Raw genomic sequence first — 24,874 nt, forward strand, 5'->3', positions numbered from 1 at the left:
CGAGATAAAAAGACCGGAAAACCGAATACATTGTACCTAAAACCAGTTAAACAGGACCTAACTGACTATTTTCAATGGCTAAACGATAAAAATATTCAATCAGAGTGGCTTTTTCCTTCAATTAAGCACCCTGACCGCCATATTACAGAAAAGCAATTTTATAAAATCATGGCAAAAACGGGCGATTTACTCGATATTAACTACCTCGGTACTCATACGATGAGAAAAACAGGTGCTTATCGGGTTTACACACAAACTCATTACAATATCGGTTTAGTAATGTCACTGCTCAATCATTCGTCAGAAGCAATGACCCTCAAATATTTAGGCTTAGACCAAGTCAGCCGTGAACAAATGCTCGATGAGGTAAAGTTCGATTAGTTGTTTTTAGGGGTAATTACATCATATCAGGAACGATTTCCTGTGTACATAAAAACCGGATGATGAATTGTTCAAAAAATTCATCATCCGGTTTTTATTTGGACTAGGAGTTTTTTCCCAGCCTCTTGTTGTATTTAATGAGAAATTCGAATACAAATAATTGGCGTTCAACTGCTTTGATTGCGGGGGTAATCTTGACAGCAGGTGTCGTTACCACCACTTCAACGACAGATGTACACGCTGATAATAGTCAAAACAATGCACAAGTAAGTAATGACCAAGTTACTTACGACCAAGTTCGAGCAACTGCTGATCAGCAACTTGCACAATTGCAATCAGCTAATGATAGTAAAGAAGCTCAACAAGCTACGGCCAACGAGCAATCAAATGCTGCGGATCTTGCACAAACCAACGCACAAATTGATCAATTAAAAGCTAGTCATGCTGCTCTAGAACAAGAACAAGCCGGTGCTATTGCACAAGCACAAGCTTCTACTGCTGCTTCTATTGAAGCACAAACTTCAGCTGCTAATGCTGAATACCAACAACAAATTAACACACAACAACAAAACGAAGCCACTCAACGTGCAGCAAATGATCAACAGTACGCACAAGCTGTTAATCAAGCTGCTGAAAATCAACAAGCTGTTGCTGATATCAATGCACAATATCAAAAGGCTTTAAGTGATGCCGCTAATACGCAGACAAGCCAAGCACAAGCTGCTGCCAATAATTACAACTCAGCTGTTGCTAAGGAAAATGATACTTACCAAGGTAAGCTATCTGCTCAACAAGCAACTAATGCAGAAAATATTAAAAATGCTGAAGCATCTCTTGCATCCGCAACTGCTAATGCTAACAAGCCATATGAAGTCGCAACTACTAATGATGTTGCCGTTACTGGTCGAGTTGCTAAACCACAAACAGATTTTAAAGTTCCTGCTTATGTAACAAAATATGGAATTCATCTAGAAGTTCGTGGTTATAATGGTGCTATTCCTGTATCTGATTATACTTATCCTGAATTTGCTAATACTTACTATGGTGAATACCCTGATAGTGCTGTAATCACAAACAAGGCTGCTGAATCAACTCCACATGATATTTCAGAAATGCCATTAGACTTCCAACCAGGTCTATTAAGCTATGATGCTAAAAATGACCATTCAGAAAAAGTTTCTGCTGATGGTTTAACGGCTGACCAAGTTCAAGTATTACGGGCATTAGCTCTTTCATGGGAAAATGGTTTCCGTAACAATGTTTTCCAAAACTACCGTGAATTTTACAATGTGGTTAATAAGAATGATGGTTTTGTAAACGTTGCTCCAGTTGATTTAGTAAGTACTGACTTTACTGATAACATTGCAAATCAAGTTGTTGCTAACCGGACAAAGTACAATATTGATAATAATAGCCATACTGTTATCAGCAGTGGAATGCCTGCCGAAGCAACTTATACTAGCGTTATTAATGATGCAACCAAGAACTTGAAAAAGAATTTAACAAGTGAATTCAATGGTAAGACAGTTTACACTGACGTTAACGAAAACTTGACTACTATGCAAGCTGGAACGCCAACCCTTCTTAATTACGCTATTAATCTCTACAACTCAATGCAGGGTATGTACTATGGTGAATTAGTAAACCCAACACACATCGGTGGACATGCAGTTAACCTTCTTTGTGCTGGTGTTCGAACTGTGGGAATTGGTTTCCAAAAGTTGACTGATGAAATGACTGCTAAGAATGGATCAGGTGTTTCTGATCGCAAGAACCCATCATATGCTGTAACGTTTGATCATGTCGGATTTAACATTGATCATGATGCTAACTTAACTAAAGAAGTTCAAAAACGTAATGTATGGGGTACTTCAACTGTTGATGCGCAATTAAATACTATTAAGACTGCTCAATATCACGTTAATAAGGTACCAGGCACAAAGACAGTTACGCCAACTGCTACTGATGTGCAAAAAGCTACTGCTAGCGAACAACAAAAATTAGCTGATGTTAAGGCACAAGCACAACAATCCCTTGATGCGTTAGCTAGTGCCCACCAGTCTAGCTTAAATAAGCTTGCACAACAATATAAGGATGCGAAGGCTCAAGTAAAGGCTAACTATGATGTTGCAGTTACTAAGGCAGCTAGTGTTCGTGACGCTAAGATCGCCAACATCAAGAAAGCTGAAAATGTAAAGCTTGATGCTAAGATTAATGAACTTGTTCCAAGCGTTGATCCACAAATCAAGCAATTACAAGATCAACACCAAGCAGTTATTGCTCATGGTGATGCTGTTCTTGTTGAACTAAAGGCTGAAAATAAGGCTGCTTATAACAAACTTGCTGAACAATTCAATGTTCAATTAGCAGCTATTCAACGGCGTGAAAATGCTAAAAGAGCTAATGAAGTTCGTTTAGCAAATAATACTGTTGTCCTTCCTTCAGCAGTGAAAGTTGCTAATGACGGTAATATTGATACTGTTGCCTTCTCAACAGCTTCAAACTCTCTACAAGCTGAAACTACTGGACGTGTTCAAACTGTTTCAGCACCATCAATTGTAAAGACAGCTACACAAACACCTATTGCGGTTGCACCAGTTGTTACTACAGTAAATCATGCTGCTGAAAACACTGTTAAGAGTAATGAAAGTTCAGCTCCAGTTGTAACACAAACCACTGCAGTTGCTGCTACTACAAATAATGGTACACAAACATCGGTTGCTTCTACTGCTGATAACAAAGCCACTAAAGCAGACAACAGTGAGAAGTCAGTTGTAAAAGCTGGTACTGTTGCTAAGAAGCAAACTCCTGCTAAGAAGAGTGAATCATCACAAAAGGTTGATCAATCTTCTATGTCAATTGTTGCTTTAGCTGCCACTGCATTACTTGGTACACTTGGTATCACTTACAGTTCAAAGAAGCGCCACAACTAAATGGCTCAAAACCCAATGAATCCATTTGACAACGACATGAATGACATCTTTAATCAATTAATGGGTGGCATGAATGGTTTCAATTCTGATAATCGGCGTTACCTAATCAATGGTCGTGAAGTGACACCAGAAGAATTTGCTGAATATCGTAGAACTGGTCAATTGCCAGGCAGTGCAAATCCTCAACAAGGTGGGCAACCTGGCCCTCAACCTAACGCAGGTAAGGACAGTATCTTACACAAGTTAGGTCGAAACTTAACTCAAGAAGCTCGTGAACATGAACTTGACCCTGTTATTGGTCGGAACAAGGAAATCCAAGAAACAGCTGAAATTTTAAGCCGGCGGACAAAGAACAACCCTGTATTAGTTGGGGACGCTGGTGTTGGTAAGACTGCTGTTGTTGAAGGATTAGCACAAGCAATTGTTTCCGGCGATGTACCAGCTGCTATCAAGGACAAGGAAATTATCAGTATCGATATTTCTGGTCTTGAAGCAGGTACCCAATACCGTGGTAGCTTTGAAGAAAACATGCAAAAGTTGGTTGATGAAGTCAAGAAGGCTGGAAACATCATCCTCTTCTTTGATGAAATTCACCAAATTATCGGTGCCGGTTCAACTGGTGATTCTAGTGGTTCTAAGGGTATGTCTGACATTATTAAGCCAGCATTATCCCGTGGTGAACTAACAGTTATCGGTGCAACTACTCAAGATGAATACCGGAACACTATTATGAAGGATGCTGCATTAGCACGGCGGTTCAATGCTGTTACTGTTAATGCTCCAAGCAAGGCTGATACTGTAGCTATTCTTAAAGGTATCCGTGACTTGTACGAACGTCACCACAATGTAAAGTTACCAGATGACGTTCTCCAAGCTGCTGTTGATTACTCTGTTCAATACATGCCACAACGTGCATTACCTGACAAGGCTATCGACTTAATCGATATGACTGCTGCTCACTTAGCAGCAAAGCATCCTGCACGTGATGCTAAGGCAATTGAAAAAGATATCGAAGCAGAAGAAAAGAAGCAAAAAGCTGCTGCTAAGAAAGAAGATTACAAGGCTGCTCAAGATGCCAAGGAAAAGATTGCTGACTTGAAGAAGCAATTGAGCGAAAACTCTGAATCTGAAAAGGTTACTGCTACTCCAGAAGATGTTGCTAAGGCTGTAGAACAAATTACTGGAATTCCAGTTTCAAAGATTGGTGCTAGTGACGTTGAACGTCTAAAGGACATGGACAAGCGGCTTGAAGGCAAGGTTATTGGCCAAGACAAAGCTGTTGAAGCAGTTGCTCGTGCTATTCGTCGTAACCGTGCTGGATTTGACGAAGGCGATTCACCAATTGGTAGTTTCCTCTTTGTTGGACCTACTGGTGTTGGTAAGACTGAACTTGCTAAGCAATTAGCCCTTGATATGTTTGGCAGCAAAGACGATATTATTCGGTTAGATATGTCTGAATACTCTGACCGGACAGCTGTATCTAAGATGATCGGTGCTACTGCTGGTTATGTTGGTTATGAGGACAACGGTAATACCTTGACTGAAAAGGTTCGTCGTCACCCTTATTCAATTATTCTTCTTGATGAAATTGAAAAGGCTAACCCACAAGTTATCACCCTCTTGCTTCAAGTACTTGATGATGGTCGCTTAACTGATGGACAAGGTAACACTATTGACTTTAAGAATACTGTTATCATTGCTACATCAAACGCCGGCTACTCCAACGATGCTCCAGTTAAGATGGGTCGGAACGAAGATGAAGAAGACTTAATTAAGAAGTTGACTACTTACTTCCGTCCTGAATTCTTGAACCGGTTCAACGCCATTGTTGAATTCCACAGTTTGACTAAGGAAGACTTGAAGCAAATCGTTGACTTAATGCTTGCTGAAGTTAACCGGACATTAGCTAAGAAGGGAATGCATGTTAAGGTTACTGATGCTGCAAAGCAATACCTTATTGATGAAGGCTACGATGAAGCCATGGGTGCTCGTCCTCTTCGTCGGGTTATCGAACGTGAAATCCGTGATAAGGTAACTGATTACTACCTTGACCACCTCGATGCAAAGAACCTTGTTGCTGAAATGAAGAATGGCCAACTTGTAATTGTTGACGCTAAGGACGCCTCAAAAGACGATAGTAAAGAATATACCTCACCATCTGAAAAGAAGGAAGAAGACAAGAAGTCTGACGAAGATAAGAAAGACGAAAAGTAAATGCGGATCGACATCAAACATTATTTGAAAGTTAACCACTTGACCATTTATCAAGTTTCCAAGCGTTCCGGTTACGGCTACACGACTTTACACAAATCGTTTAACAAACCACAGTCTAGTTCGACCTCGCTTAACCTGCGTGATCTTGATGCCTTGGCTCGTGCTCAGGACAAGAGCATGTGGAAGGTCCTTAAAGAACTAGAAGAGCATTACCTCGAATGAATGCCAGCTACTAAAAAAGAAATCCTTAATCGTCTTAACAATAATTTCACTAAACTCACTCCTGGTGGAATCCGCGAATTTGATTATCAGGTAAGCTCAATCCCTGGCATCATTAAACTAACATTAGGTGAACCAGACTTTAATGTACCAGCCGCGATGAAGCAGGCCGCAATCGATAGCATCAATACCAATGATTCACACTATGCTCCGGGAAGTGGAACCTTAGCACTACGCCAAGCCATCGCTCATTTTATGCAAGATCGTTACCAGCTAGAATACGATCCAGAAAACGAAATTGCGGTTACAGTTGGTGCAACAGAGGGAATTTTCGCTTCTCTTTCTACCATTATTAATCCTGGTGACGAAATTATCATTCCAACCCCAACTTTCCCCTTCTACATGGCTGTCACAAAGATTCTTGGTGGGATTCCGATTGAAGTTGATACAAGCAGCGATGATTTTATTCTCACACCCGCAAGACTCCAAAGCGTCCTAGAGGAACATCCTAACGCAAAGGGACTAGTTCTTAACTACCCCTCCAACCCAACTGGTGTTACTTACACCCAAGATCAAATTAAAGCATTAGCCGATACGGTTAAATCAACTAACCTGATCGTAATTGCAGATGAAATTTACTCGGAACTTGTTTACGGAGCTACTCATACTTCAATCGCTAATTACATCCCCGAACAAACGCTAATTTTAAATGGTGCCTCAAAGTCACATGCAATGACTGGGTACCGCATTGGTTTTATCGCTGGGCCACAAGAATTGATGAAATCAGTCAGTGCCATTCACGCGATGTTAGTAACCGCTGCTTCTAATCCAGCAATGGCCGCTGCAGTAGCCGCATTTGGTACTAACGAAGGAAAAGCAGCTACTCAAGAAATGAAAGATGCCTATGAGCAACGACGAGATTTTGTTGTTAATAACCTCCAAAAATTAGGGTTCGAGCTGATTAATCCTCAAGGAGCCTTCTACGTATTTGCCAAGATTCCTGAACAATATGGTAATGATGACCTTAAATTTGCGACAGATCTTGCCAATGAAGGAAAAGTTGCTGTAATTCCTGGTTCCTTCTTCGGTGCTGGCGGTCAAGGTTACGTCCGAATCAGTTACGCCACCAGTATGGAAAATCTAACCAGAGCTCTTGATAACATTGCAGCCTTCATTAATAAGGAGGATTAAATGACAAAAATCTTAATGACTAGTGTGCGGGACGATGAACAAACCGCCATTAACAAATACGCAAAAGAACATAATATCGAAATCATCACAACGCCGAAATTGATTGACGATGCTGTTGAATTAACTGCCGATGTTGATGGACTCGTGATTCAGCAACGTAGTAAAGTTCCGGCTGATATTTATGAAAAGCTCCATACCAATGGGCTCAAACAGATTGCAACGCGGACAGCTGGATTTGACATGGTCGACATCAAAAAGGCTAACGAAAATGACCTAGTCGTGACCAATGTACCAGCATATTCACCGCGGAGTGTCGCCGAGTTTGCATTAATGCAGATTTTCCGGTTGCTTCGGAAAACCTACCGCTTTGACCACCAAGTCGCCGAAAATGACTTCCGCTGGTTTAGTGATGAACAATCAACGGAAATTCATACTGCCACGATTGGAATTATTGGTGTTGGACGCATTGGCGGAACCCTGGCAAAGCTTCTTCATGCATTAGGTGCCACTGTTCTTGGTTATGACACGAATCCGCGCACTGACCTCGATGGAATTGTCCAGTTCGTTTCTAAAGAAGAATTACTAAAGCAAGCCGATGTTGTTAGTCTCCACGTCGATTTAAATCCAACTTCTAAAGATTTATTGACTGCTAACGACTTTGAAATGATGAAACCAACTGCCGGTTTAGTCAATGCTAGTCGTGGTCCAGTCGTTAATACAGCTGATTTAGTTGCCGCCCTAAAAAAGGGAACAATTGCAGCTGCCGCCCTTGATACTTTTGAAGGTGAAGAAACGGTGGCGGCCACAAATCGTCGAGAAAAAGGGCTTGATGATCAGCCCCTTGTTAAAGAATTACACGAAATGGATAATGTTATTCTTACGCCTCACATTGCCTTCTTTACTAATTTAGCGGTCAAAAATATGGTGGATATTTCACTTGATGATGTGATGGCAATCCTTAATGGCGAAAAATCATCACATGAAATCACCTTATAAATGAGTAAATATAAAGTAACAGCAACTAAGACAACAACGGGGATGCAAGTTTCAGCAGGTACCCGTGGTTTTGAAATTACCTTTGATGAACCTGAAAGTACAAATACGGGGATGAATCCAGTAGAAATTCTCCTTGCGTCATTTGGTGCCTGCCAAGCAATTACTGCTCAGGCATTAGCTAAAAAACGTAACTTTGACTTACGAGCTTTTTGGGTAACAATCGAAGGTGACCTTGGCCGTGAAGACGTTGCTGATGGTAAGAATGTTCGTAAGTTTACTGAGATCCGTTACCAACCACATCTTCGCAGCAGCGAGTCTGATGAAGACATCAAGAAGTTCCTCGCTGACGTTGCCGCAAAGTGTCCCGTGGAAAACACTCTGACCTACGGAACGAAATTTGTTCAAGATGGATTTGTAAAAGTTGATTAGATGAAAGTAAAGTTTAACCGTAATTTTTATACTGATCCTAGTTTTTATATCTATTTTATTGTTACATTCTTTTGGATTTTAGATATTCCGGATGCAAGCGATGTTTATGAAAAAAGTATCTGTATTGTTTTTACAGTTATTGGGATCTTTGCTACTATCAAGATTTTATTTAAAAAGTAAAAAAAGGTGGATTATAGAATGAAGTTAGCCACCTAATTGGTGGTAAATGCAAAAACGCCATTCGGCGTGACATCAGGTATCATATTAAGTGAATCAAACCTATATGAAAGGATGTCCGTCAAATGACGCACTTACTTCAAATCACATCGTGATTGAAGACCCTACACATTTGATTCGTCGAAACTTTGTTCAGTTTTCAAAGGTCTACCCGTTGGCTAATCAAGCAGCCAATCAACACGTTTATTATAACATATATCAGTTCAGTTTGTCAAGAAGAAAATTTAATTAATTTTGATTTTCTTTTGATCGATAGCTCAATCAGCAACTTTATTAATATATCATGTCATCAAGTGGATGTCAAATGGAATTTAATTGGATATATGATCATCGCACACCACGGAAATTACGATCGGCATTAAAAATGTATGGGGTTTCTTCTTCGTTATTAAAAGTAGCCATATACCATGGAGGAAAAATGCAAATAAATGGGGTAGATAAGTGGGCAGTTGATACTGTTAATTACCACGATAAAGTAACATTAATTCTCCCTCCGGAAACTGCTAATGATAATGTGGATATCAGTGAGGCACCTATCGATATTATTTATGAAGATCAAGACTTTTTAATAATGAATAAGCCGGCAGGAGTAGCGACAGTTCCGGCTCATAACGTTCCGGTAGCCGATAGTTTGGTGAATCGGGTAAAAGGCTACTATAAGCGCCAAAATTATGAAAATCAGGTTACCCATGTTGCGACACGTTTAGACCGTGACACCAGCGGCTTAGTTGTTTTTCCTAAACACCGATTTGCTCATGCTGTCCTAGATGAACAGTTAAAAAAACATTTAGTTAAGAAAAACTATCTTGCTCTAATTAAAGGAAAAGTTCCTGCAGAGCATGGTTATATTGATGCGCCGATTCAACGCGATCCCAGTTCATTTGTAAAAAGAATGGTAGGGAAAGAAGGGAAAGCATCTGTAACTGAATACTGGCGCCAAGAATGTAATGTTCAAGCAAGCCTTATCAAAATTAGGTTGCATACAGGGCGGACACACCAAATTCGCGTTCATTTTGCTAGCCTTGGTTTCCCATTAATTGGCGATAAAATGTATGGTGAAGAATCAGGATTAATTGCTAGACAAGCACTCCATTGTTATTGGCTGAGCTTTTATAGTCCATTTAAAGGTGAAAATATTACTGTTTTGGCACCATTGCCAAGTGATTTCAAAAACGCTAAAGATGATCTTTTAAGTGCAAAAGAATATTAGATGAGAATTGGAATATATAATAATGAAACAGCAGAATCTCAACGAGTGACAAAGGTTTTAAAGGCTGAAATGAAACGGGCGGGTTTAACTTATGTCGAAAAAAATCCAGAAGTTGTAATAACAATCGGTGGAGATGGTACTTTGTTATCGGCTTTTCATCATTATCAAAAAGACTTAAATAATATTCGCTTTGTTGGAATTCATACTGGGCACTTAGGATTTTATACGGATTGGCGGAGTTTTGAAATTGATGATTTAGTTGATAGTTTAGTAAAAGATAGCGGACAGGCAGTTTCGTATCCTCTACTTGCTATGAAGGCTACTTATTCTGATGGGCAGATAGAGAATTATATTGCACTTAATGAATCAACAATTCGGAATGTTACACGAACAATGGTATGTGATGTGTTCATTAATAATCATTTGTTTGAAAACTTTCGGGGGGATGGTTTATGTATTTCAACTCCAACCGGTTCAACTGCTTATAATAAATCAGTCGGGGGTGCCATTGTCGATCCAAATAGTGTTGGCTTTCAGTTAGCAGAAATGGCTTCACTTAACAACCGGGTTTTCCGGACACTAGGCTCACCGATTATTTTTGGCGCTGATGCTGAGTTAATTTTGCGTTTGCGTGATGAAAATGGGCATGTGCTTACATGCGATCGTGATCAATGGATGCTTAAAAGTGAGAAGGAGCGGTACCTAACTGAATTATCTTATAGAGTTTCTAAGCAACGAATATATTTTGCTCAATATCGGCATAATAATTTCTGGAATCGAGTAAAAGATTCATTTATTGGTGGAGTGCATTAAATGATTGAAGATTGGCAGCATTTTTTATTGCCATATCAGCAAGCCGTAAATGAACTAAAAGTCAAATTACGGGGGATGCGAAAGCAATTTCAAGACCAAACGCAACATTCTCCGATTGAATTTGTAACTGGACGAGTAAAGCCAGTTGATAGTATTAAAGAAAAAATGATTAGACGACATGTGCAAGAGGATCGACTTGAGCAAGATATGCAAGATATTGCCGGTTTACGAATCATGTGTCAATTTGTAGAAGATATTTATAAGGTAGTTGACTTATTACGGCAGCGAAGTGATATGACTATTTTAGAAGAACGAGATTACGTCACCAATGTTAAACCGAGTGGATATCGTTCCTATCATATTGTTATTGAATATCCGGTGCAATTAATTACTGGAGAAAAAAGAATATTAGCTGAAATTCAAGTACGTACCCTTGCAATGAACTTTTGGGCAACAGTAGAACATTCCTTAAATTATAAATATCAAGGTGAGTTTCCTGAGGAGCTATCTGCAAGGTTGCAAAGAGCCGCAGAGGCAGCATTTAAGCTTGATAATGAAATGTCAGAGATTCGAGAAGAAATAAAGGAAGCACAGACATTGTTTTCTAAGCGGAGGTCAACTAATTCTATTGATGAAGACGAGTTAAAGGAGTAAATGCTCGAACTTCATCTTTTTGTGAATCCATTAGGAATGCGCTGTTTACGGTGTGAAAAAGACGTGTTAAAAATTGATCGTGATTTAAATACAAAAATTAGTTATCAGTTTGTACCACTATTCAATATGAAAACGATCGATAGCACACTTAAATATTATCATCTTAATCCCCATGATCTTGCTGCAAGACAACAAGTATCAAAAACCCTTAACCAAATAATACTAGATTATAAAGCAGCCCTCTTCCAAGGACGAAAACGTGGACGGCATTATCTCTTACAATTACAATCTGCGCTTATTAACCAAGGCTTGGATTACAACGATGAATTAATTAATAAAATTGCACATGGTTCACACCTTGACTTAGAAATGTTTTTTGAGGATCGGCAAAGTCAACTTGCTAAGCAGGCTTTCCGTCAAGATCAAAAAATCGCAAGTGATCTAGGCGTATCAGAAACGGCTACCGCAGTCGTTTTTAACACCGAAGATTCTGATTACGGCCTAATGATTCCAAATTTTGACTATAATACTTTAATAAACGCATTTAAAAGCGGAAAATTGGCTCGATCTGCATCCTTAGATGAATTTGTGAACCAATATCGTCCGCCAAAGCTACAAATTATACAAAACAATAATTAAATGCAACACACATGTACAATGTTTTTAGCAGGAAAGAATGCAACGATTGACGGGTCAACTATAGTTTGTCGTGAGGAAGATTATGGTAATGCATTTGATCCTCAAAGATTTGTATTAGTAAAACCAGAAAGACAGCCACGTAAATATCAAAGCAAAACAACTGACTTTAAAATTGATTTACCAGTTCCTAAGTTAAAATATACTTCTACGCCTGATGCTGACGATAAAGATGGAATTTTTGGTGCGGGCGGTATCAATGGTCTGAATGTTGCGATGAGTGCGACTGAAACTATTACTACTAATGCCCGGATATTAGCAATAGATCCTTATAACACCTTATCGGGAATTGGCGAAGAAGATTTTGTAACATTAGTCCTTCCTTATATTAAGAGTGCTCAAGATGGTGTTAAGAAACTAGGAAGTTTATTAGAAAAGTATGGCACTTATGAGGCTAATGCGATAGCTTTTAGTGATAATAATGAAGTGTGGTATATGGAAACGATTGGCGGTCATCATTGGGCAGCTGTTAAAATTCCCGACAATGCCTATGTGATTGCTCCTAATCGATTTAATATTACTAATTTTGATTTTGATAGTCCCAACACAATGAGTTCACCAAATTTGAAACAGTGGATTGATCAAAATAAGTTGAATCCTAGCGAAGACGAATACAATTTACGACATATTTGTGGAAGTGCAACTGCTACTGATACTGTCTATAACAACCCACGAGCATGGTATGTTCAGCAGCAACTAGGGACGATAAATGCTAACCCGCAAAGTAATAACCTTCCATTCATCTGTTATGCAAAAGAAAAGTTTACTGTAACTACGATTAAGAAGTTAATGAGTTCTCATTATCAAGGGACAGCTTTTGATCCGTATCATTTAGAAAGAGATAAAGCTCCATTTAGGTCAATTGCACTAAATCGAAACTTAGAATTACATATTCTACAAATACGTAATAATGTTCCTGCAAGTATTGCTGGTGTTCATTGGTTAGCATTTGGTCCTAATACTTTTAATGCAGTGGTTCCCTTTTATGCAAATATTGACGATACACCAATCCCTTATCGAAACACTAGTACTGAATATTCAATAGACGATATGTATTGGCTCACTCATACAATTGCTGCGCTTGGGGACCAAAATTATCGTCAAGCACAGAATATTGAAGAAAACTTTGAATTGCAAGTAATGGCAAAAACAATGAATGTTCAAAATAATACGGATAAGGAAATAGCAGAACATCAGGATGTGAGTGCATTTTTAACCACAATTAATAATCGGATGGCTGAAACCGCAGTGGACGAAAGCAAAAAATTACTAGGGAAACTAGTAAAGCTTGCTTTTTCAAGAGAACGATTACAATTCTAGATGTTAATTGCAGTTCATAACGATCAATTAGTGTTGGCTGAAAACGCAAAAAGCGATATGACATATTATTGTCCAGGATGCGGGCAGGGAGTGATCTTGCGGCGAGGAAAGCATAAGATTACTCATTATGCCCATAAGAAGGGAAATGACTGTGGCTTTAGCGAGGGTGAAACATTAGAACATTTAAAAGGGAAAAAACAGATTTATCAATGGGCACAAAAGCATCATTGGAATCCGCAATTAGAAGTCTATTTTCCAACAATTACTCAACGACCGGATATTCTTTTAGAAATTAATGGACAAACTGTAGCAGTTGAATTTCAATGTAGTCCCTTAAGCCTTGAAAAGTTATTAGCACGTAATGAAGGGTATCGTCAGTTAAGAATTCCGGTTTGGTGGATATTAGGATCACCTTATTTGCGTAACTTGGGAAATAAGAAAATCGTTCAGTTTACGCAAATCTTTAGAAGGCAGTTTGTTCTCTTGTTTTGGGATGTGAAAAGGGCGCAATTAGTTATTGATCAGAAATATTGGCGTTGCTCCTATAGCCGGTTAAAGTATGATAAAAAAACTATTTTAATGGAGCAGATTGAAATGTTAAAGAAGAAACAGTATCATTTTCCAAATAAAGAAATAAGAAAACTATCATTAACTGCTTTAAAACTTACTGGACATGCTTTATCTGAATGTCCACTAGTATGCCATGATCTCATTGCAAGCTGGCCGGCAATGTCTATTCCAATGATTATCTGGCGAATTGGTGTAATATTAGAGATAGAGAAATTCCCATTATTTTATTCTTGGGGAGATAAGGAATGGAAAAGATTATTAATGAAGGTAAACAAAAGCAATTGGTTATTCCCTGGTTGTTTACCTCCAGAAACAATCCGCAATATTATTATCAACCAATATACAAACGAATTAATTGCCTTTAAAGTAATTTGTAGAAGGGATAATCATCTTATTTTAATTCATCGTCCAAGATGGTTTAATGATTTACAGTTAAAACTACAGCTGGTTAAAAGGAGATCATAAATGGAGATGGAACGCATTAATGAAAATACTATTCGCGTTTTGGTAGATAATGATGATTTATCTGCTCGGGGTATCACCATTCTAGATTTGCTAGGTGACCATCAGCAAATAGAGGATTTCTTTTATAGTATCCTGAAAGAAGTAGATACTGATCGCCAATTCCAAAATAACGATGCGGTTACTTTTCAGGTGATGCCCACTAATAATGGCTTAGAATTATTTATTAGTAAAAATGATTCTAATTTTGCTGGGAATGAACAGCATGGACCGATTAATGACCAGGTGTCCAAATATATTAAGCAACATTTGATTCAAAAAAATAGTCAGGATCAAGATCAAAGGAAAACAGCGATTAATGATTCAGAAGATAATGAGATTCAGCACACGAACTGGCAAGTAATTACGTTTGATTCTTTTGAAGATTTAATTGATTTTGCGAAAATTGCCGAGAATGATGATGTTTCATCATATTTATATAAGTACAATGATTTGTATTATTTAGCAATTGCTTATTCTGATTCTATTTTGAACAGTAATGATGTTAAAGATCAGCTTGCTCTTGCTTATGAATATGGAAATCCCACGGCAACAACGGTTGATTTTTTAAGTGAACATGGAAAGAAAATAATGTCAGTATCTGCCTTGCATTTAATTCGACACTATTTTGAATAAATGGTTACACTATATACGTCTCCAAGTTGCACGTCTTGTCGTAAAGCACGTGCCTGGCTAAAAGAACATGATATTGCTTTTAAGGAACGGAATATTTTTTCTGAACCATTGTCTTTAAATGAAATCAAGAATATTTTACGGATGACTGAAGATGGTACTGAAGACATTATTTCAAAGCGGTCTAAAGCTTACCAGAAGTTGAGCGTAGATCTCAATGATTTGTCGATGAAGGATCTGTTTAAGTTAATTAGTAAAAATCCAGGATTGTTACGACGTCCGATTATTATTGATGATAAACGGCTTCAAGTAGGTTACAACGAAGACGAAATCCGTCGCTTCTTACCACGAAAGGTTCGTGAACTAGAACTAGTAGAGGCTCAAGAAAAAGCAAATATGATTTAAATGTTAACAAAAATTAGCTTAACATTTGGTTCACGACAAATTTTACAATCAATCATTGATAAATATCCCGAACGTCATTTTAAATTAATGCAGGCAACTACTCATACAAGAAAATTAGCATTATTTGATCTTTCTGGAAAAGATACTATTTTTCAGTCACCAGTAAAATTAACAACTCTTGATTCAACGCTAGATGCTCAATTAAATGGAATGTTTTACTACCAATCATTTCAAGTAAACGGTGACCGTCAAAAGCTACTTTATAATACACTTCAAAAGGTATTAACTGAACCAGCTAATATGAACGGTGGTTATATGCTTAGCGTTGATAATAAAGCGGAAGCTACTACTTTAGTTTTACTAACTGCTTGGGCCGATTTTGAAGCCTTAACTGCATGGAAGGAAAGCGATACTTTCACATCCTTAAAGAACTTTACTAGTATGGGGTCAGATAATAGTTATTATGATGAGATTTACAAACCCATTTTTTAATTGAAGAACCCCAAAGCATACCGAGTTTTACAGCTAATGCGACCGATCTTTCATGAAGAGAAACAATTAACATATCACACTCATAAGGAAAAACTAGTGCAACGTCGGTTGCACGTGAAGCCTTTGATGGATAAGTTATATACTTATTTAGAAAATATCAGTTTTCCTCAAGGACGGTTGAAAGCTGCCATTAATAATGCTTTGAAGCTAAGAAAGCGAGTATATCAAATATTTGAAGATGGTCGAGTGCCGTTAACGAATAATCCGGTTGAACAAGCGATTCGTCCATCAACTCTTATTCGAAAGAATAGCTTATTTGCGAAAAGCTCTGCTGGAGCTCAGGCAAATGCCATTTTCTATACTTTGGTGGCAACTGCAAACCAGAACCATTTAAATATCTACAAATACTTTAAGTATCTTTTTGATCACTTACCAAACCGCAAGGACACAGGACTTGAGGCTTATTTGCCATGGTCAAAAGAAATTCAAGCAAAATGCCATAAATAATATAGTAGAGAAGCACGGTTAAAACCAGCTGAATTATATTGTGTGAATTTGATTCAAGAAACTTATAAATGTAATGAGTGTATTAATTCTAATGGTAGCGATGTACTTGTCAGTAGTAAGATGCCGCAGAGTCTTTTACCCCATAGTTACTTTTCGAGTACTATTTTAGCTAAAGTAGCAGAGTTGAAGTTTAATCTTGCTTTACCGTTTCATCGTCAAATTAAGTTTTGGCAAACCGTCGGCTTACGAGTTGATGCTCGATTATTGGCGACTAATATCATTAAGGTTAGTCAAACCTACCTTGAACCGTTGTATGATTATTTACAGGAATTAATCAGAAAAGAATCGGTAATTCATATGGATGAAACTCCATTCAAGGTAATTGATGAGCCTAATGAAACTGGCTACTTTTGGGTAACGCGATCAACAAAAGAATTCAGTAAGCATCAAATTATCATGTTTCATTACTATAATACCCGCGCGGGTAAACCATTGGTCAAATTATCGGTCATCAATATCGTGGAATTATTATGTGTGACGGTTATGGTGGATATAGTGATCGATTATATCCCCAGGCAAAATTTGGGTCATGTTTAGGGCATCTTACTACTGACAAGTACATCGCTACCATTAGAATTAATACACTCATTACATTTATAAGTTTCTTGAATCAAATTCACACAATATAATTCAGCTGGTTTTAACCGTGCTTCTCTACTATATAATGAATATGTCCAAGACGCTCCAGTCAATTCAATGTGATTAAGTTGTCGAACCGCCGTATACGGAACCGTACGTACGGTGGTGTGAGAGGTCGATAATTGAACTAATCAATTATCTCCTACTCGATTCTATGTTATTACTGGTTGCTATTCTATGGGGAAGCAGCTATGTATTTGCCAAACTAACGATTCAAGCAGGGATGCATTCTGGAGTTATCAATGCTTGCCGGGGAACAATGTGTGTAATTGCCGGTTATCTTATCTTCCATAAACAGATCAACAAAATGACTTGGCTGGATTTCAAACTAGGAGTCCTTATGGGAACAATTAATTTCCTGGGTTATTTCTTGCAGACTGATGCTCTCCGTTATACTACTCCGGCTAAAAATGCCTTCTTGACAACCTTATATGTTGCAATTGCTCCCTTGATCTTGTGGTTGTTTTGGCATGAGCGTCCACAACGGAAGACATATTTTGCGGTCGCCCTCGCTATTATCGGAATGGCTGTCATCACTAATGTTGCTAATACTGGTCTTCAATTAAATTTTGGGGACTTTCTAACTGTTGTTTCTGCTATTTTTTGGGCCTTACAATTAATCTTCTTTGGAAAGTACGCACCGAAAGTTTCTAGTCCCTGGGTGGTAATCTTCATGATTGGCCTATGTCAAGGCACGTTCGGTTGGATTACGACTGGATTATTTGAACGTACTAACCTTACACAAATTCATTGGGTTCAAGCCCTGATTCCCCTGGCTATTTTAGCGATCGTCGTAACCTTCTTAGCGCAAGGAATGCAAATTACAGCTCAGCAATATACTGATGCTACATCTGCTGGATTATTATTGATGTTAGAATCATTTTTTGCCAGCACCATGTCAGTTATCATGGGCTATGATCCCCTTACACCACAACTAATTTGGGGTGGTTTAATCTTACTTTTAGCCAATGCAATTATGCAAGTTAATTTCCAAGATGTGCCATTTTTAAGAAACAGAATCGAGTAGATGAAAACAGCGTTGCAGAAGCTCCGCCGTGTCTTGAATACCAAGCTCGGTTTTTTTCTGCTTGTTGTACTTTTATTTTGTTTAAAGAGCTATTGGGCTTATCAAAATGAATTTAATTTAGGTGTAAAAGGAAGCATGCAACAATTCCTTTTAGCATTTAATACGATTCCAAGTGCCCTTATATTTTTGGGAATTGCATTATATTTCCGTGGACGCTTGTCCTATTGGATGATGTTGATAATTAATGCGGCATTGTCGACATGGCTTTTTGCAAATATTTTGTACTATCGAGAATTTTCAGATTTCATTACCTTTAACGTAATAAAGGGATCTGGAGCGGCTTCAAATAATCTTGGTAAAAGTTTAATGGGGATATTACGTCCCGAAGACTTTTTGGTTTACCTGGATGTTGTAATTTTAGCACTCATCTTACTTTTCCACTTTGTCCGTGTTGATATGCGGCGCTTTAAGGTTAGATATGCGATGACGATTACTGCCCTTGGCTTTGTTCTATTTGGAGTTAACTTAGGAATGGCGGAAAGTGATCGTTCACAACTACTTACGCGAACATTTGATAATAATTATATTGTTAAGTATCTAGGACTCGAAGCATATACAGTTTATGATGGGGTTAAGACGACTAATAACAGTGTAGTAAAAGCACGTGCTAATCGTGACGAATTAAAGCCGGTTTTGCATTTCATCCATAGTAATTATGCTGCGCCAAACGTTGAATATTACGGTAAGGCTAAAGGAAAGAATATTTTTATCATTCACCTTGAAAGTCTCCAGCAATTCATGGTCGACTATAAAGAAGATGGTCAAGAAGTAATGCCAAACCTGAATAAGTTGTACCATGCTAATGATACTTTGGCGTTTGATAATTTCTTCCACCAAGTTGGTCAAGGAAAGACGGCGGATGCAGAAACAATGCTCGAAAACTCGCTATTTGGTCTTCCAGAAGGATCAGCAATGGTTACTGATGGGACGACTAATACCTTCCAATCTGCGCCAGCGCTTCTTCATCAAAAGCTAGGTTATACGACGGCCTCATTCCACGGGGATGTTCCTAGTTTCTGGAACCGTGATAATGCTTATAAGTCTTTTGGTTACCAATACTTCTTTAGTAAGGAGTATTACCCAAAGACCAAGGATTATGATGCTGGATATGGAATGAAGGATAAGATCTTCATGAAAGAATCAGCCCACTATATCGAGCAACTTCCACAACCATTCTATGCAAAGATCATCACAGTTACTAACCACTATCCATATATTCTTGATAAAAAGAATAAGGATATCGAAGCGTGGAAGACTGGTGATGACACGGTCGACCCTTATATTCAAACTGCACGATACTTAGATGAATCACTTGGCGAATTTCTTGATTACCTTGATAAGACGGGGTTACGGCAAAACAGTGTGTTAGTTCTTTATGGTGACCACTATGGAATCTCTAATAACCACCAACCAGCCATTGCGCAAATCTTAGGTAAGAAGAAAGTAACTAATTATGATCTAGCAATGTTCCAAAAAGTACCATTTATGATTAATATGCCTGGCCTAAAAGGTGGCATTAACCATACGTATGGTGGTGAAATTGATGTTTTACCTACTCTTGAGGATTTGTTAGGAATTAGCTCTAAGAATTATATTCAATTCGGCCAAGACTTACTCTCACCAGAAAATAAGCAAATTGTACCGTTTAGAAATGGTGATTGGGTAACGCCAAAATACACTAAGTATAATGGTGACTACTATTACACTAAGAATGGTAAGCAGATTACTCACCAAACCGCAGCGCAACGTAAAGAAATTGGTAAGATTCAAAAATACGTTACAACTGATCTTGGATTATCAGATAAAGTCGTGAATGGTGACTTGCTTCGGTTCTACAAACTTCCAGGATTTAAGAAAGTTGATAAAAAACAATATACTTATAACCTTAAGAAGAGCTTGAAGAATTTACAGAAGCAGCAAAAGAAACAGAAGACAAGTTTAAAGTCGGAAAATAATAACCAGAGTACTTTCGATGATTACACAACCGATGCACCAGAGTTAAAGAATTATCCGAAATTAAACTTCCCTAAACCATAAATGGATGAATGGATGAACTACGAACAATTTGATCGGCAAACATGGCACGGCTTTTTCCCAACTGATTCAGTACGGTTAACCCAGGGGAACTTGGATGAAATTAAATCGTTGAATGATCGAATTTCAATTGAGGATGTGCAGGATGTATATTTGCCGCTAATAAAATTAATTCAACTGCGCTACCAGAACTTTTTGGAATGGCAGATGCAAAAGGCAAACTTTTTACAGCGTTCCACGATGCGCATTCCATATATTATTGGGATTGCAGGTTCGGTTGCAGTTGGGAAGAGCACCATCGCTCGGTTGATTAGTATCTTACTAAATAAGATGCTGCCTGATAAGCGGGTAGAATTAATGACAACGGATGGGTTCTTATATCCTAATGCAGAATTAAAACGGCGGGGGATTATGGATCGGAAAGGCTTTCCCGAATCATATGACATGGAAAGGCTCCTCCAGTTTCTTAATGATGTTAAGGCAGGGGAGCCAGTTGTCAAGGCGCCTACATACTCCCATCAAGTTTATGATGTTCAGCTTGATAAGCCCTTGGTAATTGATCGCCCAGACATATTGATTGTAGAAGGGATTAACACGTTGCAATTGCCAAGTAACCAGCAACTATATGTCAGTGATTACTTTGACTGGTCATTGTATGTTGACGCAGATCCGGACCTGATTGAGCATTGGTATCTTCAACGGTTTGGGATGTTGCTAGAGACAGCCTTTACTGACCCATCAAACTATTACTATCCTTATTCGAAGGGTGACCGTCAGGAAGCATTTAAAATGGCAAAGGATGTTTGGCAACGCGTCGACCTTCCTAATTTACGAGAGTTTATCCTTCCAACCAAAAGTCGTGCTGACATAATTTTACATAAGACAACGGGACATGTCGTGGATAAGCTTTATCTGCGACGAGGTTAAATGTTTATTCGGACAAAATATCTTAACCAACTAATAAACAGCATGAACCAGTCAACAATTAAGATTCTTGTTGGCGTTCGGCGGTGTGGTAAAACGACTATTCTTGACCAGTTTCGGGCAACTCTCCGGCGTCAAGAAATTTCCTCAAGTCAAATTCAAGTGATCAACTTTGAATATCTCCTAGAAAATGAATTATGCAATCCAGAATATCTCTTACAATTTATTCTTGATCGACTTAGTAAACACCAGATGAATTATATCTTCCTTGATGAAGTCGAAGTGGTTCCCCAGTTTGCCCGCGTTGTAAATGCTCTAAATTCACTCTCTAATACCGATATCTATATTACAAGTTCCAACAAAACCATTTTGGAGAAAGAAAATCTTCAACAAATGGTTTCTTATACTATCATCCCCGTTTTCCCTTGCAGCTTCCGTGAATACATAAAAAGGAACCAACAAGAAGCTGATTCCCAATCGTTATATCAATATTTAAATGAAGGCGGGTTCCCCTATACTCACGAAATCCACGGTCCAATCAACCTCCGCAATTACGTGAATGGGATCATCAACACAATTATTATTACCGATTTCACCCAGCAGGCGACCCTTTGCAATCCAGGCCTGACTAAGCAACTTGCCCATCACTTAGCTCATCATGCTGGAACCACACAAAATATCTCCCAAATTGTCGATAGTCTTAAACGTCACCACATCACTACTTCCAATAAGACGGTCGATTTTTATTTACAATTCTTACAGAGGTCCTTTATCTTTTACCCATGCAAAGAATATGATTTTTCCCGTCGCCACGTCAAAAGTACCAATATTCGTTATTATCCGGTAGATCCTAGTATTCGGCAAGCTCTCACACTGAAAAAGAATGTCCTTTCTCAACGAATCCTTGAAAATATTGTCTTTATTGACTTATTGAGCCAAGGCTACCAAGTATATAGCGGCCGCATCAAAGATAATGAGATTACCTTTGTTGCAATTAAAAATGATATCTTTACTTGTATCCAAATCGCTTATTCGCTTGCTGATGATGGTGCCTATCGCCGGGCGATCAGCGGATTACGGCAACTTTCCTCAAAATATAAAAAGCTTTTAATTACAGTAAAACCAGCGCTCAATTACGCTGGTTTAGATCCTGATATTGAAATTATTGACTTGTATAGTTGGCTAACCAATTAAATGATAAAAACTGATAAAGATACTAAAACACTTGAGGCACAAGCAGTTGATGAAGAATTACGTCTATTAAATATTGATTTAGAACACTAAGTGGCAAACATCAATTTAGATGCGTTTGATAAGATCATTGTCTTGGATTTTGGTAGCCAATACAATCAATTGATTACTCGTCGTCTTCGTGATTTCGGTATTTATTCCGAATTGCTTTCTCACAAGTTAACCGCAGACGAGATCAAAGAGATTAATCCTAAAGGGATCATCTTCTCTGGTGGCCCTAATAGTGTTTATGATCCAAACGCATTCAAGGTCGATCCAGAAATCTTTAAGCTTGGTATCCCGATTCTAGGTATTTGTTATGGAATGCAATTAATGTCATACGACCTTGGCGGAAAGGTTGAAAAAGCTGATAACTCCGAATATGGACGAGCAGATATTGAAGCACTTGATGACGAGGCTGTATTATTCAAAGGTTTGCCAAAGAAGCAATATGTATGGATGAGTCATGGTGATTTAGTAACTCAAGCCCCAGTTGGATTTGAAGTTACTGCTACTAGCAAGAACTGTCCAATCGCATCGATTGCTGATAATGACCGTAAATTCTATGGTGTTCAATTCCACACTGAAGTTCGTAATTCCGAATACGGATTAGACATTTTACGCCGCTTTGCTTTTGATGTTTGTGGCGCTAAAGCAAACTGGACGATGGATGACTTCATCGACATGCAGATTGATGAAATCCGCAAAGAAGTCGGTGATAAGAAGGTTATCTTAGGTCTTTCTGGTGGGGTTGATTCCAGTGTTACCGCCGTTTTGATTCATAAGGCAATTGGCGATCAACTTACTTGTATCTTTGTTGACCACGGATTGTTACGGAAGAACGAAGCTGACCAAGTGATGGATGCGTTGAGTCGCGACCTTGGTGTTAACATTATTAAGGTTGACGCAGCAGATCGCTTCTTAGGTAAGCTTGAAGGTGTTACCGATCCAGAACAAAAGCGGAAGATTATCGGTAAGGAATTTATCGAAGTCTTTAACGAAGAGGCCAAGAAGATTAAAGATGCTGATTTCTTAGCTCAAGGTACGCTTTATACGGACGTAATTGAATCTGGAACAGACACCGCCCAGACAATTAAGTCTCACCATAACGTTGGTGGTTTGCCAAAGAAGCTCGGTTTCAAGTTAATTGAACCATTACGCAAGCTCTTTAAGGATGAAACCCGTGAACTCGGTGAAAAACTTGGAATTCCACATGAATTGGTATGGCGTCAACCATTCCCAGGTCCAGGTCTTGGAATTCGTGTTATTGGTGAAATTACTCCTGAAAAGCTTGAAATTGTTCGTGAAAGTGATGCAATCCTTCGTGAAGAAATCAAAAAAGCAGGTCTTGATGAAGAAATTTGGCAATACTTTACTGTCTTACCAGGTATTCGTTCAGTTGGCGTCATGGGTGATGGCCGGACATATGACTATGCAGTTGCTATCCGGGCCGTTACCTCAATTGATGGGATGACAGCCGATTTCGCTAAGATTCCATGGGATATTCTTCAAAAGATCTCAGTCCGAATCGTAAATGAAGTCGACCACGTTAACCGCATTCTTTATGATGTTACGAGTAAGCCACCTTCGACGATCGAGTACGAATGAATGAAAATTGGCTTTATCGGAACTGGTGTCATGGGCACTGGGATCATTGAGAATTTGTTGAAAAATAATGAGGATGTTACTGTCTATAATCGAACTAAAGCTCATGCACAGCGAGTCTTAGATCAAGGAGCTAAATGGGCTGATTCACCTAGTGCTCTTGCAGAGAAATGTGACCTAATTTTGACAATGGTGGGTTATCCGCGAGATGTAGAAGAAGTTTACTTTGGTGACAATGGCTTATTTAAGGCAGCTCGGCAAGGGCAATATTTTGTTGATATGACTACTAGCAAGCCAAGCTTAGCAAAGAAGATCTCCGAACACGGTAAGAAAGTAGGAGTTCATGTATTAGATGCTCCTGTTTCTGGCGGTGATGTTGGAGCAAAGAATGGAACCTTGACCATTATGGTTGGAGGAGAGCAGGCTGATTTTGAAAAACTAACTCCAGTTTTTCAGAAGTTCAGTAGTAGTGCTAATTACTTTGGACCGATCGGAGCTGGTCAGAATACGAAGATGGCAAACCAGATTATGATTGCTGGTACAATGACTGGCTTAACTGAGATGTTAGTTTACGCTAAGAAAGCCGGTCTTGATCTACAGGAAGTTTGCAAAACATTGCAAAGTGGTGCAGCCGAAAACTTCAGCTTAGGAACTTACGGCCCAAGAATTCTACGTGACGACTACACACCTGGATTCTTCGCTAAGCACTTTCTTAAGGATCTGAGAATCGCGCTGGAAGAGGCTGATAAAATGGGCTTAGACTTACCCGCAACAAAGCAAGCTAAACAACTCTATGAACAGTTAGTGGATGAGAAAAAACTAGGGAATGATGGTACGCAGGCTCTGATCAAGCTTTGGTGGCATTAATCGCGGTTTGTAAAATTAAGTTAGAAA

22 protein-coding genes and 3 pseudogenes are annotated in these 24,874 nt (G+C 38.7%); all 25 read left to right on the plus strand.

Annotation, left to right across the window (positions count from 1 at the left end):
- Window positions 1–3: 3 nt before the first annotated feature.
- Window positions 4–381, plus strand: a pseudogene (locus tag HHK02_RS11050) (tyrosine-type recombinase/integrase); the annotation flags it as partial.
- A 137-nt stretch (window positions 382–518) separates the two neighbouring features.
- On the plus strand, window positions 519–3,314 hold the full coding sequence (locus tag HHK02_RS11055) for a hypothetical protein (RefSeq protein ID WP_181462440.1): 2,796 nt from the start codon (window positions 519–521) through the stop codon (window positions 3,312–3,314).
- Window positions 3,315–5,528, plus strand: coding sequence for an ATP-dependent Clp protease ATP-binding subunit (locus tag HHK02_RS11060; protein ID WP_085649729.1), 2,214 nt, complete (start codon window positions 3,315–3,317; stop codon window positions 5,526–5,528).
- Window positions 5,529–5,750, plus strand: a complete 222-nt coding sequence (locus HHK02_RS11065; RefSeq protein WP_181462441.1) for a transcriptional regulator — start codon at window positions 5,529–5,531, stop codon at window positions 5,748–5,750. It abuts the gene before it with no gap.
- Window positions 5,751–6,938, plus strand: coding sequence for an aminotransferase class I/II-fold pyridoxal phosphate-dependent enzyme (locus HHK02_RS11070; RefSeq protein WP_181462442.1), 1,188 nt, complete (start codon window positions 5,751–5,753; stop codon window positions 6,936–6,938).
- Window positions 6,939–7,934: a D-2-hydroxyacid dehydrogenase gene (locus HHK02_RS11075; protein ID WP_181462443.1), complete on the plus strand. Its 996-nt coding sequence runs from the start codon at window positions 6,939–6,941 to the stop codon at window positions 7,932–7,934.
- A complete protein-coding gene (locus HHK02_RS11080; protein ID WP_003669548.1) occupies window positions 7,935–8,363 on the plus strand; it encodes an OsmC family protein in 429 nt (142 codons plus the stop codon).
- Window positions 8,364–8,543: a hypothetical protein gene (locus HHK02_RS11085; protein WP_085649727.1), complete on the plus strand. Its 180-nt coding sequence runs from the start codon at window positions 8,364–8,366 to the stop codon at window positions 8,541–8,543. It abuts the gene before it with no gap.
- A gap of 361 nt (window positions 8,544–8,904) precedes the next feature.
- On the plus strand, window positions 8,905–9,810 hold the full coding sequence (locus HHK02_RS11090) for an RluA family pseudouridine synthase (RefSeq protein WP_003672235.1): 906 nt from the start codon (window positions 8,905–8,907) through the stop codon (window positions 9,808–9,810).
- Window positions 9,811–10,623 carry an NAD kinase gene (locus HHK02_RS11095; RefSeq protein ID WP_085720244.1) on the plus strand — a complete coding sequence of 271 codons (813 nt, stop codon included), beginning with the start codon at window positions 9,811–9,813 and terminating at the stop codon, window positions 10,621–10,623.
- Window positions 10,624–11,277, plus strand: a complete 654-nt coding sequence (locus tag HHK02_RS11100) for a GTP pyrophosphokinase (protein WP_003672237.1) — start codon at window positions 10,624–10,626, stop codon at window positions 11,275–11,277.
- Window positions 11,278–11,916, plus strand: a complete 639-nt coding sequence (locus HHK02_RS11105; RefSeq protein ID WP_003672238.1) for a DsbA family protein — start codon at window positions 11,278–11,280, stop codon at window positions 11,914–11,916.
- Complete coding sequence (locus tag HHK02_RS11110) at window positions 11,917–13,293, plus strand: C69 family dipeptidase (RefSeq protein ID WP_181462444.1); 1,377 nt, start codon at window positions 11,917–11,919, stop codon at window positions 13,291–13,293.
- A complete protein-coding gene (locus HHK02_RS11115; protein ID WP_181462445.1) occupies window positions 13,294–14,328 on the plus strand; it encodes a competence protein CoiA in 1,035 nt (344 codons plus the stop codon).
- Window positions 14,329–15,000 (plus strand): adaptor protein MecA, encoded by a 672-nt coding sequence (locus HHK02_RS11120; protein ID WP_152698136.1) that lies wholly within the window; start codon window positions 14,329–14,331, stop codon window positions 14,998–15,000. It begins immediately after the preceding gene.
- Complete coding sequence (gene spxA, locus HHK02_RS11125; protein ID WP_085650540.1) at window positions 15,001–15,402, plus strand: transcriptional regulator SpxA; 402 nt, start codon at window positions 15,001–15,003, stop codon at window positions 15,400–15,402.
- The gene (locus HHK02_RS11130; RefSeq protein WP_003672243.1) at window positions 15,403–15,894 is read left to right on the plus strand and encodes a hypothetical protein; all 492 of its coding nucleotides are present in this window, start codon (window positions 15,403–15,405) and stop codon (window positions 15,892–15,894) included.
- A pseudogene (locus HHK02_RS11135) lies at window positions 15,895–16,401 on the plus strand (IS66 family transposase); the annotation flags it as partial.
- A pseudogene (locus HHK02_RS11140) lies at window positions 16,402–17,042 on the plus strand (IS66 family transposase); the annotation flags it as partial.
- A 212-nt stretch (window positions 17,043–17,254) separates the two neighbouring features.
- Window positions 17,255–18,127, plus strand: a complete 873-nt coding sequence (locus HHK02_RS11145; protein ID WP_181462446.1) for a DMT family transporter — start codon at window positions 17,255–17,257, stop codon at window positions 18,125–18,127.
- On the plus strand, window positions 18,128–20,224 hold the full coding sequence (locus tag HHK02_RS11150) for an LTA synthase family protein (protein ID WP_181462447.1): 2,097 nt from the start codon (window positions 18,128–18,130) through the stop codon (window positions 20,222–20,224).
- Complete coding sequence (gene coaA, locus HHK02_RS11155) at window positions 20,225–21,148, plus strand: type I pantothenate kinase (protein WP_181462448.1); 924 nt, start codon at window positions 20,225–20,227, stop codon at window positions 21,146–21,148.
- The gene (locus tag HHK02_RS11160; RefSeq protein WP_003672417.1) at window positions 21,149–22,339 is read left to right on the plus strand and encodes an ATP-binding protein; all 1,191 of its coding nucleotides are present in this window, start codon (window positions 21,149–21,151) and stop codon (window positions 22,337–22,339) included.
- Window positions 22,340–22,429: 90 nt separating this feature from the next.
- Window positions 22,430–23,983, plus strand: a complete 1,554-nt coding sequence (guaA, locus tag HHK02_RS11165; protein WP_102816626.1) for a glutamine-hydrolyzing GMP synthase — start codon at window positions 22,430–22,432, stop codon at window positions 23,981–23,983.
- Window positions 23,984–24,847 (plus strand): NAD(P)-dependent oxidoreductase, encoded by an 864-nt coding sequence (locus HHK02_RS11170; protein ID WP_181462449.1) that lies wholly within the window; start codon window positions 23,984–23,986, stop codon window positions 24,845–24,847.
- Window positions 24,848–24,874 lie beyond the last annotated feature (27 nt).

This window comes from Limosilactobacillus reuteri, assembly GCF_013694365.1.
Classification (GTDB): domain Bacteria; phylum Bacillota; class Bacilli; order Lactobacillales; family Lactobacillaceae; genus Limosilactobacillus; species Limosilactobacillus reuteri_E.

Coding starts and splice junctions, on each gene's coding strand:
- HHK02_RS11160 (WP_003672417.1), top strand. CDS start 21,149: ATGTTTATTCGGACAAAATATCTTAACCAACTAATAAACAGCATGAAC.
- HHK02_RS11170 (WP_181462449.1), top strand. CDS start 23,984: ATGAAAATTGGCTTTATCGGAACTGGTGTCATGGGCACTGGGATCATT.
- HHK02_RS11130 (WP_003672243.1), top strand. CDS start 15,403: ATGTTAACAAAAATTAGCTTAACATTTGGTTCACGACAAATTTTACAA.
- HHK02_RS11070 (WP_181462442.1), top strand. CDS start 5,751: ATGCCAGCTACTAAAAAAGAAATCCTTAATCGTCTTAACAATAATTTC.
- HHK02_RS11065 (WP_181462441.1), top strand. CDS start 5,529: ATGCGGATCGACATCAAACATTATTTGAAAGTTAACCACTTGACCATT.
- HHK02_RS11080 (WP_003669548.1), top strand. CDS start 7,935: ATGAGTAAATATAAAGTAACAGCAACTAAGACAACAACGGGGATGCAA.
- HHK02_RS11150 (WP_181462447.1), top strand. CDS start 18,128: ATGAAAACAGCGTTGCAGAAGCTCCGCCGTGTCTTGAATACCAAGCTC.
- HHK02_RS11115 (WP_181462445.1), top strand. CDS start 13,294: ATGTTAATTGCAGTTCATAACGATCAATTAGTGTTGGCTGAAAACGCA.
- HHK02_RS11105 (WP_003672238.1), top strand. CDS start 11,278: ATGCTCGAACTTCATCTTTTTGTGAATCCATTAGGAATGCGCTGTTTA.
- HHK02_RS11100 (WP_003672237.1), top strand. CDS start 10,624: ATGATTGAAGATTGGCAGCATTTTTTATTGCCATATCAGCAAGCCGTA.
- coaA (WP_181462448.1), top strand. CDS start 20,225: ATGGATGAATGGATGAACTACGAACAATTTGATCGGCAAACATGGCAC.
- HHK02_RS11075 (WP_181462443.1), top strand. CDS start 6,939: ATGACAAAAATCTTAATGACTAGTGTGCGGGACGATGAACAAACCGCC.
- HHK02_RS11060 (WP_085649729.1), top strand. CDS start 3,315: ATGGCTCAAAACCCAATGAATCCATTTGACAACGACATGAATGACATC.
- HHK02_RS11085 (WP_085649727.1), top strand. CDS start 8,364: ATGAAAGTAAAGTTTAACCGTAATTTTTATACTGATCCTAGTTTTTAT.
- HHK02_RS11055 (WP_181462440.1), top strand. CDS start 519: ATGAGAAATTCGAATACAAATAATTGGCGTTCAACTGCTTTGATTGCG.
- spxA (WP_085650540.1), top strand. CDS start 15,001: ATGGTTACACTATATACGTCTCCAAGTTGCACGTCTTGTCGTAAAGCA.
- HHK02_RS11090 (WP_003672235.1), top strand. CDS start 8,905: ATGGAATTTAATTGGATATATGATCATCGCACACCACGGAAATTACGA.
- HHK02_RS11095 (WP_085720244.1), top strand. CDS start 9,811: ATGAGAATTGGAATATATAATAATGAAACAGCAGAATCTCAACGAGTG.
- HHK02_RS11110 (WP_181462444.1), top strand. CDS start 11,917: ATGCAACACACATGTACAATGTTTTTAGCAGGAAAGAATGCAACGATT.
- HHK02_RS11145 (WP_181462446.1), top strand. CDS start 17,255: ATGTTATTACTGGTTGCTATTCTATGGGGAAGCAGCTATGTATTTGCC.
- HHK02_RS11120 (WP_152698136.1), top strand. CDS start 14,329: ATGGAGATGGAACGCATTAATGAAAATACTATTCGCGTTTTGGTAGAT.